This is a genomic window from Actinoplanes sp. NPDC051405 (assembly GCF_055586185.1).
The window spans coordinates 1-14,489 of sequence record NZ_JBVJIR010000020.1 but is presented as its reverse complement, the minus strand read 5'-3'; the positions used below and the strand labels follow the sequence as shown (position 1 = coordinate 14,489).

General features: G+C 71.3%; 15 protein-coding genes. 6 read left to right on the top strand and 9 right to left on the bottom strand.

What is annotated here, in order from left to right; all coding sequences use genetic code 11:
* Window positions 1-65 precede the first annotated feature (65 nt).
* A complete protein-coding gene (locus ACZ6S4_RS35140) occupies window positions 66-965 on the top strand; it encodes a radical SAM protein (protein WP_465479046.1) in 900 nt (299 codons plus the stop codon).
* Here ACZ6S4_RS35140 and ACZ6S4_RS35135 read toward each other — a convergent pair.
* Window positions 931-1,632 carry a hypothetical protein gene (locus ACZ6S4_RS35135; protein ID WP_465479045.1) on the bottom strand — a complete coding sequence of 234 codons (702 nt, stop codon included), beginning with the start codon at window positions 1,630-1,632 and terminating at the stop codon, window positions 931-933. The two genes, ACZ6S4_RS35140 and ACZ6S4_RS35135, sit on opposite strands and share 35 nt — an antisense overlap.
* 81 nt (window positions 1,633-1,713) lie before the next feature.
* A complete protein-coding gene (locus ACZ6S4_RS35130; protein ID WP_360832272.1) occupies window positions 1,714-1,953 on the bottom strand; it encodes a hypothetical protein in 240 nt (79 codons plus the stop codon).
* 156 nt (window positions 1,954-2,109) lie between these two features.
* On the opposite strand from ACZ6S4_RS35130, the gene ACZ6S4_RS35125 reads away from it, so the two are divergent.
* On the top strand, window positions 2,110-3,324 hold the full coding sequence (locus ACZ6S4_RS35125; RefSeq protein WP_465479044.1) for a hypothetical protein: 1,215 nt from the start codon (window positions 2,110-2,112) through the stop codon (window positions 3,322-3,324).
* On the opposite strand, the gene ACZ6S4_RS35120 is transcribed toward ACZ6S4_RS35125, so the two are convergent.
* Window positions 3,306-3,911, bottom strand: coding sequence for a nucleotidyltransferase domain-containing protein (locus ACZ6S4_RS35120; protein WP_465479043.1), 606 nt, complete (start codon window positions 3,909-3,911; stop codon window positions 3,306-3,308). The genes ACZ6S4_RS35125 and ACZ6S4_RS35120 overlap by 19 nt on opposite strands.
* 35 nt (window positions 3,912-3,946) lie before the next feature.
* Here ACZ6S4_RS35120 and ACZ6S4_RS35115 point away from each other — a divergent pair, with 35 nt between their 5' ends.
* Genes ACZ6S4_RS35115 through ACZ6S4_RS35105 form a run of 3 tightly spaced genes read left to right on the top strand, consistent with a single transcriptional unit; the run spans window position 3,947 to window position 5,723 of the window.
* On the top strand, window positions 3,947-4,432 hold the full coding sequence (locus tag ACZ6S4_RS35115) for a type II toxin-antitoxin system PemK/MazF family toxin (protein ID WP_465479042.1): 486 nt from the start codon (window positions 3,947-3,949) through the stop codon (window positions 4,430-4,432).
* A gap of 38 nt (window positions 4,433-4,470) precedes the next feature.
* Window positions 4,471-5,055, top strand: a complete 585-nt coding sequence (locus ACZ6S4_RS35110; RefSeq protein WP_465479041.1) for a hypothetical protein — start codon at window positions 4,471-4,473, stop codon at window positions 5,053-5,055.
* 14 nt (window positions 5,056-5,069) lie between these two features.
* Complete coding sequence (locus tag ACZ6S4_RS35105) at window positions 5,070-5,723, top strand: adenylate kinase family protein (protein WP_465479040.1); 654 nt, start codon at window positions 5,070-5,072, stop codon at window positions 5,721-5,723.
* Window positions 5,724-5,727: 4 nt separating this feature from the next.
* Here ACZ6S4_RS35105 and ACZ6S4_RS35100 read toward each other — a convergent pair whose 3' ends face one another.
* The gene (locus ACZ6S4_RS35100; protein WP_465479039.1) at window positions 5,728-6,567 is read right to left on the bottom strand and encodes an LPXTG cell wall anchor domain-containing protein; all 840 of its coding nucleotides are present in this window, start codon (window positions 6,565-6,567) and stop codon (window positions 5,728-5,730) included.
* 44 nt (window positions 6,568-6,611) lie between these two features.
* Window positions 6,612-7,373: a polyphosphate kinase 2 family protein gene (locus ACZ6S4_RS35095; protein ID WP_465479038.1), complete on the bottom strand. Its 762-nt coding sequence runs from the start codon at window positions 7,371-7,373 to the stop codon at window positions 6,612-6,614.
* A 65-nt stretch (window positions 7,374-7,438) separates the two neighbouring features.
* Between ACZ6S4_RS35095 and tyrS the strand changes: the two genes are divergently transcribed.
* Entirely contained in the window at window positions 7,439-8,716 is a 1,278-nt protein-coding gene (tyrS, locus tag ACZ6S4_RS35090; RefSeq protein ID WP_465479037.1) for a tyrosine--tRNA ligase, read from the top strand.
* 79 nt (window positions 8,717-8,795) lie between these two features.
* Here the strand turns inward: tyrS and ACZ6S4_RS35085 are convergent, their stop codons facing one another.
* From ACZ6S4_RS35085 to ACZ6S4_RS35070, 4 genes are all read right to left on the bottom strand, one after another.
* The gene (locus ACZ6S4_RS35085) at window positions 8,796-10,976 is read right to left on the bottom strand and encodes a bifunctional polysaccharide deacetylase/glycosyltransferase family 2 protein (RefSeq protein ID WP_465479036.1); all 2,181 of its coding nucleotides are present in this window, start codon (window positions 10,974-10,976) and stop codon (window positions 8,796-8,798) included.
* A 6-nt stretch (window positions 10,977-10,982) separates the two neighbouring features.
* On the bottom strand, window positions 10,983-11,360 hold the full coding sequence (locus tag ACZ6S4_RS35080; RefSeq protein ID WP_465479035.1) for a hypothetical protein: 378 nt from the start codon (window positions 11,358-11,360) through the stop codon (window positions 10,983-10,985).
* Window positions 11,361-11,365: 5 nt separating this feature from the next.
* Window positions 11,366-12,040, bottom strand: a complete 675-nt coding sequence (locus ACZ6S4_RS35075) for a hypothetical protein (RefSeq protein ID WP_465479034.1) — start codon at window positions 12,038-12,040, stop codon at window positions 11,366-11,368.
* A 112-nt stretch (window positions 12,041-12,152) separates the two neighbouring features.
* Window positions 12,153-12,752 (bottom strand): RNA polymerase sigma factor, encoded by a 600-nt coding sequence (locus ACZ6S4_RS35070; protein ID WP_465479033.1) that lies wholly within the window; start codon window positions 12,750-12,752, stop codon window positions 12,153-12,155.
* Between the last annotated feature and the right edge of the window lie 1,737 nt (window positions 12,753-14,489).

The window sequence follows — 14,489 nt, the reverse complement described above, 5'->3', positions numbered from 1 at the left end:
CACGTAGAGTCCTGCCCGTGGCGGCGGCTGATGTGAGGGCGCGGGAGGCCGGCGGTGACAGCCCTTTGCCGCCGGGCCGGATCAGTTTCAATTTCACCGATCGATGCAACATGGCGTGCCGTTTCTGCTACATCCCTTTCGACGGTGTCCGGGTGGACGCGGATCGGGCCGCCCGGGTCGTCGACGTCGTCATGAGCTGGTCGCCGGCGAGCATCACGGTGGGCGGTGGCGATCCGCTGATGTACCCGTTCACCATTCGGCTGCTGCGGCAGATCCGGCACAGCGCGGCGGGAAAACCGCCGTTCATCCAGCTGGACAGCAATCTTGTCCGCTCGCGGCGGCACAATCTCGCGGCGCTGGCCGATTGTGTCGACATGCTGGGCGTTCCGGTGGACACTTTCGACCCCGACATCGCGGTGCGGATGCGGGGCAATCATGGCCATCCCGCCGAGATGCGTGCCCTGATCCCCGCGCTTGTCGATGCCGGTCTGTGCGTCAAGCTGAACACGACTGTCGCGCTGCCCAATCTCGGCTGCCTGGGCGGGCTGGCCGATTTCGTGGCGGAGTCGGGCGTGCGGGCATGGTCCTTGTACGAGTTCTGGGCGGTCGGCCGTACGGCGATCGGGAACAGGAAGGTGTTCGCCGTCGACCACAACGAGTTCCTCGCCGCCGTCGCCGCAGCCGCGCGTCGGACTCCGCATGCCAACGTGGAGACGGGCACCATTTCGTCGCGCCGGTCGGCGTACTTCTTCGTGACGCCGTCAGGGCGGGCATACACGGTCGACGGCTCGGACGCCACCCGGTACGCGGAACTGGGCAACGTCATCGACGACGAGGACGGAGTCCTGCGGCGCTGGCATCAGCACGCCGACGCCGGCCGGAACGCGGCGCGGGTGCGGGCGAGGGCACGCTGGGCGGAGCAGTTCACGGCTACGTCGGCCATTCCTGAGCCTTCTCGAATCTGAGCACCGCCCATCCCCGAAATCGCTGGTACAGCGGGTTGGCCGTTCCGGACACCTCGAAGCCGAAACTGTCGTCCCGCGCCGTCCGGTACAGCTTCATGTCGACCTGCGCCCGTGCCTGCGGCGTGTCGTCGTCGAGGACGATGATCGACACGACGGGGGTGGAGGTGTAGGTCTTCACCTGCAGCCGCTGTCGTGCGTCGGCCGGCAGGTCACTGCGGACCCGCTGCAGCTTGTTCAGGGTCGACCGGCACCGTTCACTGATCTTCTGCTCTTCCTCACCCAGGTGTTCGGCCAGGCTCTCGAGGTGCGAACCGTCCGGGTGGATGATCGCGATCCGGACCTGCAGTGCCGGCTTCTGCAGAATCATCCGGCCGATCTTGGAGATGTCCTCGATCTCGCTGCCCTGCGCCATCCAGTAGCCGATCACCATGATGGACCGCTCCGCCGTCGCCAGAAAGCCCATGAGGGTGTGGATGCCGCGATAGGTGGCGTAGTCGGCGCGCGTGATGAACAGGTTGGTCAGGCCGGCATCGAGCATTCTCGAGGCCAGTTGCCGCCGTTGTGCGCGCTGTCGCGCCGTTCTGGTCATGAAGCCGTTGGCCCGGACGCTCAGGAAGATCAGAGTGGACGCAATGATGCTGGATCCGATTCCGATGATCCATTCCATGCGTCTCCATCCCGACGAACGGCGGCATCGATTCCCATCATCGCCGAGCACGCCCACGTTGGCGAACGGACGGGAAGCCGGTCAACCGACCCAGGCGAGGAAGCGTTCGTAGAGGTCGGCCGGGGTTGGTTCACCGACGGTGGTGAGGTCGCCGATCGCGTCGTACATCACCGAGGCCATGTAGATGGCCAGGCCGGCCGGGAAGCGGGCGTACTGCTCGGCGAGGTCGGTCTTCGCCGGCGGGCAGGGCCACGGGTCGGCGCAGACCTGGCAGTCCCAGGTCGGGCGGGCCGGGAGGTGCTCGGTCCGCGGCAGCAGCATCGACGCACGCACCTTCCGGGCGATCCTGCTCACGTTGAGCGATATGGGCACTACACAGAGGAGCGTGCCTGACCTGGGATCAGTCATCAATGGCTGGCGGGGCAGCTGGCAACTTTCCGACAGGAGGAAAGTCCGAGGGGGCAATAGCCTGAGGTCGTGATCATCGCCGTTGACCTGCCCGAGCCGGGCCCGGTGTGGACCCGCTGGGTCACGCTGGCGGCCGCGCTGGGCGCCATCGGGTACGACGACGTCTGGTCGGTGGGCGACACCGGCGCGCACCACGACGACGGCGGGGGCAACTGGGCGCACCTGGCGCTGATCGAGGGCGGCCGCGCGGTCCTGTACGGCTGCGACCACGAGTACAGCGCCACCACCCACACCGAACCGCCGCTGGACCTGCTCGCCGGTGCGCCCGACTGGCTGCCGTGGGACGACCTGGTGCCGTACGCCGCCGAGGACCAGCTCGGTTACGTGCTCTGGCACGACGGGGGCAGCTGGCACCGGGTCGAGTATCCGGGCGGCGTGCAGGACGGGCTCGCCGAGACGGCCGGCGCCGTGCTCAACGCGGACGCCACGGTGGCCGAGCTGGTCGACGTGGTCTTCGAGTGGGGGCAGCACGACGTCGACACCGCCGACGAGCGGGCTGACGTGCGGGCTGCCGCCGTACGGCTGCTGACTGCCGGCACCCGCCGTGAGCTGGACGGGACCGCCCTGGCCGGCCTGCTCGCCCGGCTCGCGGATCCGGCCCTGGACGCCGCCGCGGGCTGGGCCGTCGCCGTGCGCGGTGGCGTGGCGCCGGGCACCTCGGCGCCGCAGACGCCCGCGGGCCGGCGGCCGGCCCGGCGGCGGGTCCGCAAGCTCAGCGACCACGAGCATGATCGGCTGATCTGGGCCGCCATGCACACCGAGCCCGAACGCGCACGCCCCGAGCCGGTGCCGACCGGCGAGCTGGGCGCCCTGGTCACGTGGATGCGCAGCCGCGCGCCGGGCGCTGACGGGCGCTGCACGCTGCGGGTGTACGCCGACGGCAGCAGCCTCGCCGCCCAGCCGGGCGAGCGTGCCCCGGCCGACCGGCCCGGCGAGGGCAGGTTTGGCGCGTTCGGGGAGCTGAGTGATCTGGTCCGCCGGCTGCGGTCGGCCGAGGCCGCTGACGCCTCGGGGCGCTGGTTGTTCCTGTACGTCGAGACGACCGCGCACGGGGTGAGGGTGGAACGCCGCTACGACTCGTGGCCGGACTGGTGGGAGGACAACGGCATCTCGGGTCCGTGGCGCAGCAACCTGCGGGCCGAGGTGCAGGCGCGGGAGCCGGCGTGGCACCCGTCCTGGGCAGCGCTGCTCGACCCCGAGGTCGCCTACCGCTCGGCGGAGTGAGCCAGCCGGGTCCGCCACGGATGGTCCGGGTGGGCCAGCGCCAGCGCCGCGTCCAGCCAGGCCCGGCGGCCGGCCGACAGCTCCGGCAGGACCGCGGCCAGGTCCTGCTCGTCCTTGTCCCGGGCGGCCTTGGCCTTGAACAGCAGGACCACCTCCGGGACGACGAAGGGAATCCCGTCCGGCGTGCGGTGCACGACCTCCGCGTACGGGCGGCGGATCCGTTGGTCGCGCCGGCAGATCCAGGTGGCCCCGTCGTGCGGCTCCCGGAACACGTCGAAGCGCCACCTCCCGATCGCCGGGTCCAAAGCCCACGTCTGGAACTCGGCGGCCAGGCTCACCGGGTCGGCGGGCGTCAGGGTCCCGGACCGCGGCACGTGGAACTCCCAGCCTGGGAACAGCGGGGTGAGCTGCCCGAAGTCCGACGCGGGCAGGACCAGCTCGATGTCATGGTGGTCGCGGGTGACCCGGCCGAGGAACAGGTCAACGGCCCACCCGCCGGCCACGGCCCAGGTGACCGGCAGCCCGGCCAGCCGGTCGGCCAGCTCCCGCGGCGAGTACGGCCGCCACGCGTCCACGCCGGGAGTCATGCCGTCAGCGTAGGAGCTGTCGATACAGTGCGCGGGTGAGCAGACTCCTCAACGGCATCACCAGCACGCTGCGCCGGGTCGCGGGACGCCGTACCCCGGCCCCGCAGGGCACCGCGCACCCCGCCCCGCCGCGGCAGGTCCCCACCGCCCAGCGCGGGCGGCACCTCGAGTATTCGCCGAACCTCGACGGTGACGCCGATCCGGGCGAGATCGTGTGGACCTGGGTGAAGTACGAGGACGACCCGTCGCAGGGCAAGGACCGGCCGGTGCTCGTGGTCGGGCGCAACGGCCGTACCCTGCTCGGCCTGATGCTCTCCAGCCAGACCGAGCGCGACGGCCAGCGCAACTGGCTCGCCCTCGGCCCCGGTGACTGGGACCGCGACTCGCGGCCCAGCTGGATCCGTCTCGACCGGGTCCTCGAGGTCGACGAGGACGGCATCCGCCGCGAGGGCGCGGTCCTGGACCGCGCCCGCTTCGACCGCGTCGCCGGCGCGCTGCGCCGCGATCACGGCTGGGCATAACCGGTCACCCCGGTGAGTTGACCACTACCGTGGTGAACATGGATACGGACCTTATGGTCGGTTTCGGCGGTAAGCAGGCGTGGCTGGCGGTCCGCGATGGCGACCCGGAGCAGGTGCTCGCCGCCCTCGGCCTGCGCGACCTCGGCGAGGTGGCCTGGCGCGCCGGCATCGACCTGGCGCACCTGAGCGACGACCGCGTCGCGGTGACGCCCGCGCTGCCGGGCGCCCGGGACACGTCCTGGGTGCTCGCAGCCGGCCGCTACCTGTTGCGCCCCGACACCGTGGTGGACGTCGTGGAGCTCTCCGCGCGCCTGCACACCGAGGTGCAGTTCTTCGCCACCCACCGGGTGACCGAGTCGCACCGCTGGCAGCGGGCCGTCGACGGTGAGCTGGTCCGCACGTTCGGCTACGTCGGACAGACGGGCGACGTCACCTCCTGGCACGGCGACCCCGACCCGGCCGAGCGCGCCGCCGGGCTGCCGGCGAGCTTCGTCGACGAGGAGAGCACCGTGCTGGTCTCCGAACAAGACGTGCTGCGGGTCGCCGACGGGTGGAGCATCGACCCGTCCGGTCTCGGCGGACGCAAGGCGCCGGGCCCGCTGCGCGTGGGCGCCGCGGACTGAGAGAGGACGACACCATGCGCAAGTACGTGATCATGGGCGTGCAGGGCAGCGGCAAGGGCACCCAGGCCGAGCTGCTCTGCAAGGACCTGGACCTGGTGCACATCAGCGTCGGCGACATCTTCCGCTGGCACGTGCAGCGCCACACCAAGCTCGGCGCCCAGGTGCGGCGCACCATGAACGCCGGCGAGCTGGTCGGCGACGACATGGTGGAGTCCGTGGTCCGCGACCGCCTGGACCAGCACGACTGGAACTTCGGCTTCGTCATCGACGGGTTCCCGCGCAACGGCCGGCAGGCCGAGTTCTTCATGGAGAGCTACGACATCGACGGCGTCATCCATCTGGAGCTGCCCGACGACGAGGTCCGCCGCCGGGTGCTCAGCCGCCGGCTCTGCCCCGGCTGCGGGATGGACTACAACCTGATCGCCGACCGGCCCGAGGTGGAGGGCCGCTGCGACATCTGCGGCACGGAGCTGATCACCCGCGCGGACGACACCCCGGAGGCACTCGCGGCCCGGCTGCGCGACTACCACGAGAAGACCCGGCCGGTGCTGGAGCTGTTCGGCCGCAAGGAGGTCGTGCACGACGTGGACGCCCGCCCCTCGGCCGACGAGGTGCAGGCGTCCATCCGCGAGGCGCTGGGGCTACCCGCCTACGCCCCGGCCGCCTGACCGCTCAGGCGGTGAACTTGTTGCGGCGGCGGGTGAACAGGAACGCGACCACACCGGCCACGAGCAGCAGACCGCCGATGCCCGCGATCGCGACAGCGTTGATGCCGGTCACCGGCAGTCCGCCGCCGCTGCCGCCGTCGGCCGGCGGGGTGGTCGCCGGGGCGGCGTCCGTGCCGGTCGGGGTGGCGGTCGGCGCCGAGGTGGGCGCGGTGGTCGGTGCGGTGGTCGGCGGCGTCGTCGCCGGGGTCACGAGCTTGACGTACGCGAAGCCGACCCGCTCGGTCTTCGCCGGCACGGGCAGCTCCTTGGCCTCGAGGGCCAGCTTTTCCCCGGTGCCGGCCACGGGCACCGAGCCCTGACCACTGTCGCGCTCGGCGAACTTCTTGATGCCGCCGTTCTTGTCGGCGTAGTCCTTGGGGAACCACTGGAAGACGATGCTGCCACTGATGTTCTTCGCCTCGGCCTCGGCGGAGACCTGGAACGGCGAGAGCGCGTAGGTGCCGCCGACCGGCAGCTCCGGATCGAACTCACACCACGCGCCGTCGAGGTTGCTGTCGGTGTAGTACAGGCAGTTGGTGAAGGTCCTGGGCAGGTTCAGGTCGTTGAACGTCCGGATGTTGACCACGACGCCGGCCGACGGCGCGGTACCGCGGTTGGTGACGCCCAGCACCACCGGGATGGTCTCGCCGGGTCGGATCGGGTAGGTGACGGAACGGCCGTTGGCGTCGCGTTCGGTCAGCGCTCCGAACAGCGGGACATCCTCGGCCGCCAGGGCCACCGAGGGGACTGCCAGGACGCCGGCGGTGACGAGTGCCGCGCCGAGTGCGCGCAAGATGGTCTTCACGAGCGGGCACCCTACAAGGCTTCGGCAAACAGCGCGTGCCCGGTTCAGTCAGCGTCGTGAATGTCGTATCCGTGCCGGGTGAGCGCCTTCTCGACCGTTTTGCAGACCCGTTCGACGACGGCCAGGCGGGCGTAGTGCTTGTTGTCACCGGCGATGACGTGCCAGCGCGCCTTCGGCCTGTCCGTCTTGTCCAGCATCTCCGCCACCGCGACCTCGTAGTCGGCGCGGCGGTCCCGGTTGCGCCAGTCCTCGTCCGTGAGCTTCCACCGGCGCAACGGGTCGCCGGCCCGATCCTCGAACCGGCGCAGCTGCTCGTCCTCCGAGACGTGCATCCAGAACTTGATCAGGATCGCGCCCTCGGCGGTCAGCGTCCGTTCGAACTCGGCGATCTCGTCGTACGCGCGGGTCCACTGTTTCGTGGTGGCGAAGCCTTCGACGCGTTCGACCAGGACGCGGCCGTACCAGGAGCGGTCCAGCACCGTCATGCCACCCCAGCCGGGCAGCTTGGGCCAGAAGCGCCAGAGGAAGTGGTGCCGCTTCTCGTCGTAGGTCGGCGCGGCGAACTGCGACACCCGGACATGCCGCGGGTCCAGCGGCGCGACCAGCCGTTTGATCGCCCCGCCCTTGCCGGAGGCGTCCCAGCCCTCGAAGAGGACACAGAGCGGCGGTCCGATCTTCTTGTTGCCGATCTGGCCACCGAGCAGCAGCCGCAGGCGCAGCAGCCGTTGCTGGGCGGTCTCCAGCCGCTCCTTGGCCTGCTTCTTGGACAGCTCGACGGGCGGTGCGGCGGAACCCAGGCGACTCATCGCCCCAGCCTCGCACCCGGCCGCACCCGCGGCATCCCGAAACCCGGTGTGAGCGGCCCGGCCCGATGCGGGACAATTTCCCGGTGACTCTCGTTGACGACATGCAGTGGCGCGGACTGATCCAGGACTCCACCGACCCCGAGGAGCTGCGCAAGCACCTCGACGGCGGCTCGATCACGTTCTACGTCGGCTTCGACCCGACCGCCGCCTCCCTGCACGTCGGCAACCTCATGCAGGTCGTCACCGCCCGCCGCCTCCAGCTGGCCGGGCACCGCCCGTTGCTGCTGGTCGGCGGCGCGACCGGCCAGATCGGCGACCCGGGCGGCAAGTCCGCCGAGCGCGTGCTCAACCCGCGCGAGGTGACCGCCGGCTGGGTGCTGCGCATCCGCGACCAGCTCGCCCCGTTCGTCACGTACGAGGGCGAGAACGCCGCCACCATGGTCAACAACCTGGACTGGACCGGCGACCTGTCGGTGATCGACTTCCTGCGCGACGTCGGCAAGCACTTCCCGGTCAACAAGATGCTGGCCCGCGACGTGGTGAAGAACCGCCTGGAGACCGGCATCAGCTTCACCGAGTTCAGCTACCAGCTGCTGCAGGCCAACGACTTCCACGAGCTGCACCGCCGGCACGGCTGCTCGCTGCAGTTCGGCGGCTCCGACCAGTGGGGCAACATCACCGCCGGGGTCGACTTCGTCCGCCGCCGCGGCGCCGGCCCGGTGCACGCCTTCACCACCCCGCTGGTCCTCAAGGCCGACGGCACCAAGTTCGGCAAGAGCGAGGGCGGCGCCACCTGGCTCGACCCGGCGATGACCTCGCCGTACGCGTTCTACCAGTTCTGGGTCAACGCCGACGACCGGGACATCCCGCAGTACCTGCGCTACTTCAGCTTCAAGAGCCGCGAGGAGATCGAGGAGCTGGAGAAGGCGACCGCCGAGCGGCCGCAGGCCCGGCTGGCCCAGCGCGAGCTGGCCTTCGAGATCACCGCGCTGGTGCACGGCGAGGAGGAGGCCCGGCAGGCGGTCACCGCCAGCCAGGCGCTGTTCGGCCGGGGTTCGCTGGAGGAGCTCTCGGCGGACACGCTGCGGGCCGCGCTGTCCGAGGCCGGCCTGACGGAGGTACGCGGTGAGCTCCCGACCGTGACGGCCCTGCTCCAGACGTCCGGCCTGGTCAAGAGCGGGGGAGAGGCGCGCCGCACGATCGCCGAGGGCGGCGCGTACCTGAACAACGAGCGCCTCACCGACCCCGAGGCCACCGTCGGTGAGTCGGCGCTGCTGCAGGGCCGTTTCCTGGTCCTGCGCCGCGGCAAGCGCACGTTCGCCGGCGTCGAAGTGATCAGGTAAGGGCGAAGTGATCAAGTAAGGAACGCCGCCGGGGCAGGCACGCCGGCCCCACACCGGGCCTGCCCCGCGGCGTCCCGGTCTAATTGATCGGCCAGCGCACGGACTGCCGGGGATACGGCACCGGCACCGGCGGCTCCGGTGTCGTCGCGGTGATGTGGGCCGTGGCGGCGCCGGTCCGGACCATCCGGTGCCAGCCGAGGCGGCCGCCGAGCAGCGCCATCACCGTCGACTGCACCACGACCAGGTACATGAGCTGCCGGTAGACGACCTGCTGCAGCGGCAGGCTCCACAGCGGCCCGTAGCGCTCGCCGTCGAGCTTGAGGGCGTACGCCGCCGTGGCGACCTGCACCGCGGTGAAGCCGGCCCAGACCGCGACGACCTTGCCCAGTGGCAGGAAGAACAGGCCGTACAGCCCGTACACGTCGACCATCGGCGCGCTCAGCGGCAGCAGCACCTGGAAGATCAGCAGATAGCCCAGGCCGCGGCGGCCGAGCCGGCCGGCCGGGCCGCGCTGGCTCAGCGCCCGCCGGTGCTTCCACATCGCCTGCATCGTGCCGTAGCACCAGCGGTAGCGCTGCCGCCACAACTGCCGCAGCGAAGCCGGCGCCTCGGTCCACGCGACGGCGCTGGGTTGGTAGGCCACGCGCCAGCCGGCCCGGATCACCGCCATGGTGAAGTCGGTGTCCTCGGCCAGGGTGTCCTGCGAGACGCCGCCGACGTCGCGCACGGCCGCCCGGCGGAACGCCCCGATCGCGCCGGGCACAGTGGGCATGCACCGGCCGACGTCGAACATCCGCCGGTCCAGGTTGAAGCCGATCACGTACTCCAGGTGCTGCCAGCGGCCGAGCAGCCCGCCCCGGTTGGCGACCTTGGTGTTGCCGGACACCGCGCCGACGCCCGGGTCCCGCAACGGCTGGATCAGCCGACCGACGGCGTCACGTTCGAAGACGGTGTCGCCGTCCACCAGGATGAAGATGTCACCCCGGGCGTGCCGCATGCCGGTGTTCAGGGCGGCGGGCTTGCCGGCGTTGCGCTGCCGGACGACCCGCACCCGGGGCAGCGCCAGCCGCTCCACGATCCCGGCGGTGTCGTCGGTGGAACCGTCGTCGACGACGATCACCTCGAGCAGCGGATAGTCGTTGGCCAGCAGCGAGCCCACCGTGCCGGCGATGTTGGCCGCCTCGTTGTACGCGGGCACGATCACCGACACCAGACCCAGGCTGACCAGCGGCTGGGCGTCGAGCCGGCGGATCCGGCGCAGATGCGTACGGGCACACCACAGCTGCACGATCAGCCGCAGACCGGCGAGCACCACCGCGATCAGCATCAGCACGGTCATCGCCCGGGCCAGCCGGCCACCCGTCGACTGCGCGACGGCGAACGCGTGCCCACGCCAACGCTCGCCCACGGAAGCTCGTGGCGCGGCGGGCAGCCGCAGGCCCTCCGACATCGTGACGAACCGGTAGCCCTGGGCTTGCAACGACGGGATCAGCTGCTCCAGCGCCCGCACGGTCTGCGTCCGGTCACCCCCGGAGTCGTGCAGCATCACCACCGCGCCGGCGCCCCGGGCCGGCCGGGCCTTGCGCACGATGGTCTCCACGCCGGGCCGCCGCCAGTCCTCGGTGTCCAGGTCGGCCAGCGCCACCAGGTAACCGGCGGCACTGATCCGCCGGAGCGCCGCGAAGTCGGCCCCGGTGACCGCGTCCGGCGCCGACGAGTACGGCGGCCGCATGAAGACCGGCCGCTGTCCCGTGGCGGCCGCGACGGCGTTGCGGGTCAGCGTCAGCTCGGCGCTGAGCTGCCACGCCGGGGCGCCCGCGGTGGCCAGGTGGCTGAACGTGTGCGACCCGATCTCACTGCCCTGCGCGACGACCTGCCGGGAGATCTCCGGATGCTCGTTGACCCGCGACCCCACCTGGAAGAACGTGGCGTGGGCGCGGTAGCGGGCGAGCACCGCCAGGATGCGCGGCGTCCAGACCGGGTCGGGTCCGTCGTCGAAGGTCAATGCGATGGTCTTGGCCGGCATCGCCCGGCTGCTCACGGAACCGTCGGCGGTGATCCGCTGCACCGCGGCGCCATCGAGCACCGCGGCCGGGACCTGACCACCACCGGAGTCGGCGGCCGGGGCCTCACCGTTGCCTTCCGCACCGACGTGCGTCACGTAGCCGTTCAGCGACAGCTCCGCCAGCAGCACCAGCATGAGCAGGGCCAGCAGCGCCCAGTGTGCTCGCGGGGTGGGCTGCCGTACCCGTTTGCCCATCCCCGGTCAGCCCTTGCTCTTACGCGGATGCGGCGTGTGCGTGGGAACCCGCCGGTGCGGATTCGTGGTGGCGCTCGGCGCGGTCGGAGTCGCGGTCGTGGACACCGGAGCCGCCGGGACGGTGGTGCGCCGAGCGGGGGCTGTCGTGACCTTGACCGGCGGCCGGGTCTTCGTCGCCCGGGGACGAACCGACACCGCGGGGTCCGGCCGGCTGATGCGCAGGTCATCGTTGCCCGGCCAGCCCGGCACCGAGCCGGGACCGGCCCCGGTGAACCCGGCCAGCAGCGCCACCACGGCGACCAGCAACAGCAGGCCACCGGCCGAACCCACGGCCACGAACAGCCGGCGGCGGCGCCCGGTGCGATCGAGGAACACCGGATCCACGGCGTTCACTTGGCCGGTCCGGAGGGCTTACCGTGGCCCTTACCGGGATGGCTGGGCGTGACCGAAGGCTTACCCGGGGGTGTCGGCTTCGGCTTGTTGGTGGGCGTACCGGTGTCAGAGGGTTTGCTCGTCGCGGCCGGCTCGCCGAGCAGCTCGGCGCAGAAGTCGTCGATCTTCGGCACCCCGCCGGCCGCGGCGGCCAGCGCCCGCCGGGCCGGCGCCGGCACGGCCTTGCCGGGCGGATCCTGCCGGGCGGCATCCCAGACCCGGCAAAGATCCAGGACAGCGGTCACGGCAGGCGACGAAGTCACGCTGCGGGACGGCTTCGGCAGCGGAGACGGTACGGCTGACGTGGTCCCGCCACCAGCAGTGGGCTGCGTCGACGGCTCCGGAGCCGGCACCCCCACCTCCGAGAAGATGTCATGCGCGCGTTCCTGCACCGAATCGGGCAGACTGCCCGCCCGCGCCGCCAAGGCGGTGCCACCGAAAGCCAGCACAGCGAATCCGAGAGCCACCTTCATCGCGAACGTCCTGACTGCACGGTCCCTCCTCGGCGGCGCGGTCGGTACAGCACGCTGCCGTGCGGCGAGGAAGCCGGCCACAGCCGCCCGCTCGCCGGCCAGATCCTCCCCGGGGGTGGAAGCCCTGGCGGCGTCGAGCAGCTCGACCAGACCCTCCATGCCAGGGTCCGGCCGTGCACCGGCTACAAGCCGATCAGCCTCGGAGAGACCGATCCGGCGGGCTCGCCTCATCGACATCGCAGACCGAAGAGCGCTCCATGCCCCCACCGCGTTACACCCCCTCCGGCAGAGCCGGATCGACCGGCGAATGTCCCGCCACCGGCGCGTTGCGTGCCTGCACCTGCGGATGCGCGGCGAGCCGCCGCAGCCCCCGCATCGTGGCGATCCGCACGGCACCGGAGCGCTTACCGAGCACCTTGGCCGTGGTGGCGACATCCAGCCCCGCGACCACCCGCAACATGACGGCCTCGGCCTGATCGGCAGGCAGCGAGGCGATCAGCCCGAGCGCCCACCGGGTATCGGAACCTTCCAGCGCCTCGGCGGCGGCATCCCGGGCCTGAAGCTCGGCGCTCACGGACTCAGCCGGCTCCTCGGGGCGACGCCCCAGCCGCCGCCGCTCATCAATGCCGCGATGCCGGGCGATCCGGAACAGCCACCCCCGGAAGGCGCCGACATCACCGGAGAACCGATGCAGATCCCGGGCGGCCTGCAACCAGGTCTCCGAAGCGACATCCTCGGCGGCATCACCGACGACAACCCGCAGATACCGGAGAACGGCAGGCTGCAGGGCCCGCCAAACAGTGGCAAAACCCCGCTCATCACCACCCTGAGCAGCCCGCAGCGCGGGGAGGAGGTCATCGTCATCGGACACGGTGATCCCGTCGGCTCCCTATCGCATGAAACGTGCACGTCCAACCAAGGGCAGCACCATACGCCGGGCGGCGAGACCAGGAAGCCACCCCGAGTGCGACGGTGTTGTTGGTCCGCTTCTTGTGGTCTCGCCTTCGTGGCGGTTTGGGCTGGGCGTAGCGCTCCGAGCCGCGGTCAGTGGATCCGACATGGCCGGGGCACCTAGCGCCGGCTCTGGTCTCAGTGCTGGCCCGTCTCTGGCCCAGTCCCGGTCCTGGCCCAGTGTCGGTCCTGGGTCTGTTGTTGGCCGGCTCCGGGCCGGTCGCCCGCCGCCCGGGCCGAGATCTGGACCTGGTCTGTTCCGCCCTCCTCCCTGGTCCGGCCATTGCCTCGGTTTCTCCGGAGTCCTGATTCTGATGCGTCCTTTGCACCAGCTGGGGCGCGAGTCCGGGACCGAGCTCCAGCACGGGCCTCCACCGCGAGCTCGGCCGTCGGGTTTGCCTCTGCCCTTCCCTGCCTGCTCTTGCTCCCCTGCCTGCCTGCCCGGCCCGGTCTGCCTGCCCGGCCCGGCCTGCCTGCCCGGCCCGGCCTGCCTGCCTGGCCCGGTCTGCCTGCCTGGCCCGGTCTGCCTGCCTGGCCCGGCCTGCCTGCCCGGCCCGGCCTGCCTGCCCGGCCCGGCCTGCCTGCCCGGCCCGGCCTGCCTGCCCGGCCCGGCCTGCCCGGCCCGGCCTGCCGGCCCGGCCTGCCCGGCCCGGCCTGCCGGCCCGGCTTGCTTGCCGGCCTGCCCGGCCTGCCTGCCTGGCCCGGTCTGCCTGCCGGCCCGGCTTGCTTGCCTGCCTGCCGGCCCGGCTTGCCTGCCTGCCGGCCCGGCCTGCCCGGCCCGGCCCGGCCTGCCCGGCCCGGTCTGCCTGCCCGGCCCGGTCTGCCCGCCTGGCCTGGCGTGGGTTGCCCGCCTGCCCGGGCTGCCTGCCCGGCCTGCCCAAAGAACCTTGACCGGTCCCGCCCACTCCGACCTCATCCCGGATTGGGCGAAGGCTGGGCCAATGCCGCTGCCATCAGCCGGCGGGGCCATTGGCCCTGCGGACCGACGATGAACCAGAGCGTTTGCCCTTCCACCTTCCCGGACAGGCATGCCTCACCCGGGACTTCACCGCGCCGGCTCAGGCCCCGCGATACCCGAGCTCAGCACGCCACCCGAGACCGCGACTTCGCCGGCGCCACTTCTTCTGGCCGCCGCCCCGAGTCGTCGCTACCCGATCGGATGACGCCGCTACCTAGCGCTCTTTTCCCTGCTCAGCGAGTCGCAGCCGGCCGTTCGAGGCTCTCCGGAGGCGATGTGGCGGGGGCCACGGGGGGCCGATTTGGCGCTCCCGGGAGGAGCGGGTAATGTTTTGGGAGCCGCAGGGAAACGGGCGAGGCAAGCAGAACGAACTGACCGAGCAAAACCGGTCAGAGAGATCAGCTACCGGCCGTCCTGCGAACCCTCAGGAAATAGCATCGGGTAGAGTCGTGCGCGACTCTCGGCCGAAGCTACGGACCGGGGGGAGCTTGCGCGAAACTCTCACGCAGAACCGGTAAAACCCGGATTTGACGCTGAGAAATAGCGCGAGTAAAGTTGAACGAGTGCCCCGGGAGCGGGTCGCCTAGTTGGGCGGCAAGTTTGACGGTGTGTGGTTGTTCTTTGAGAACTCAACAGGGTGCTAGATAAGCCAGTGCCATGAGTAATGCCTCGGCCTCTTTTGTGGGGTTGGGGGTTCTT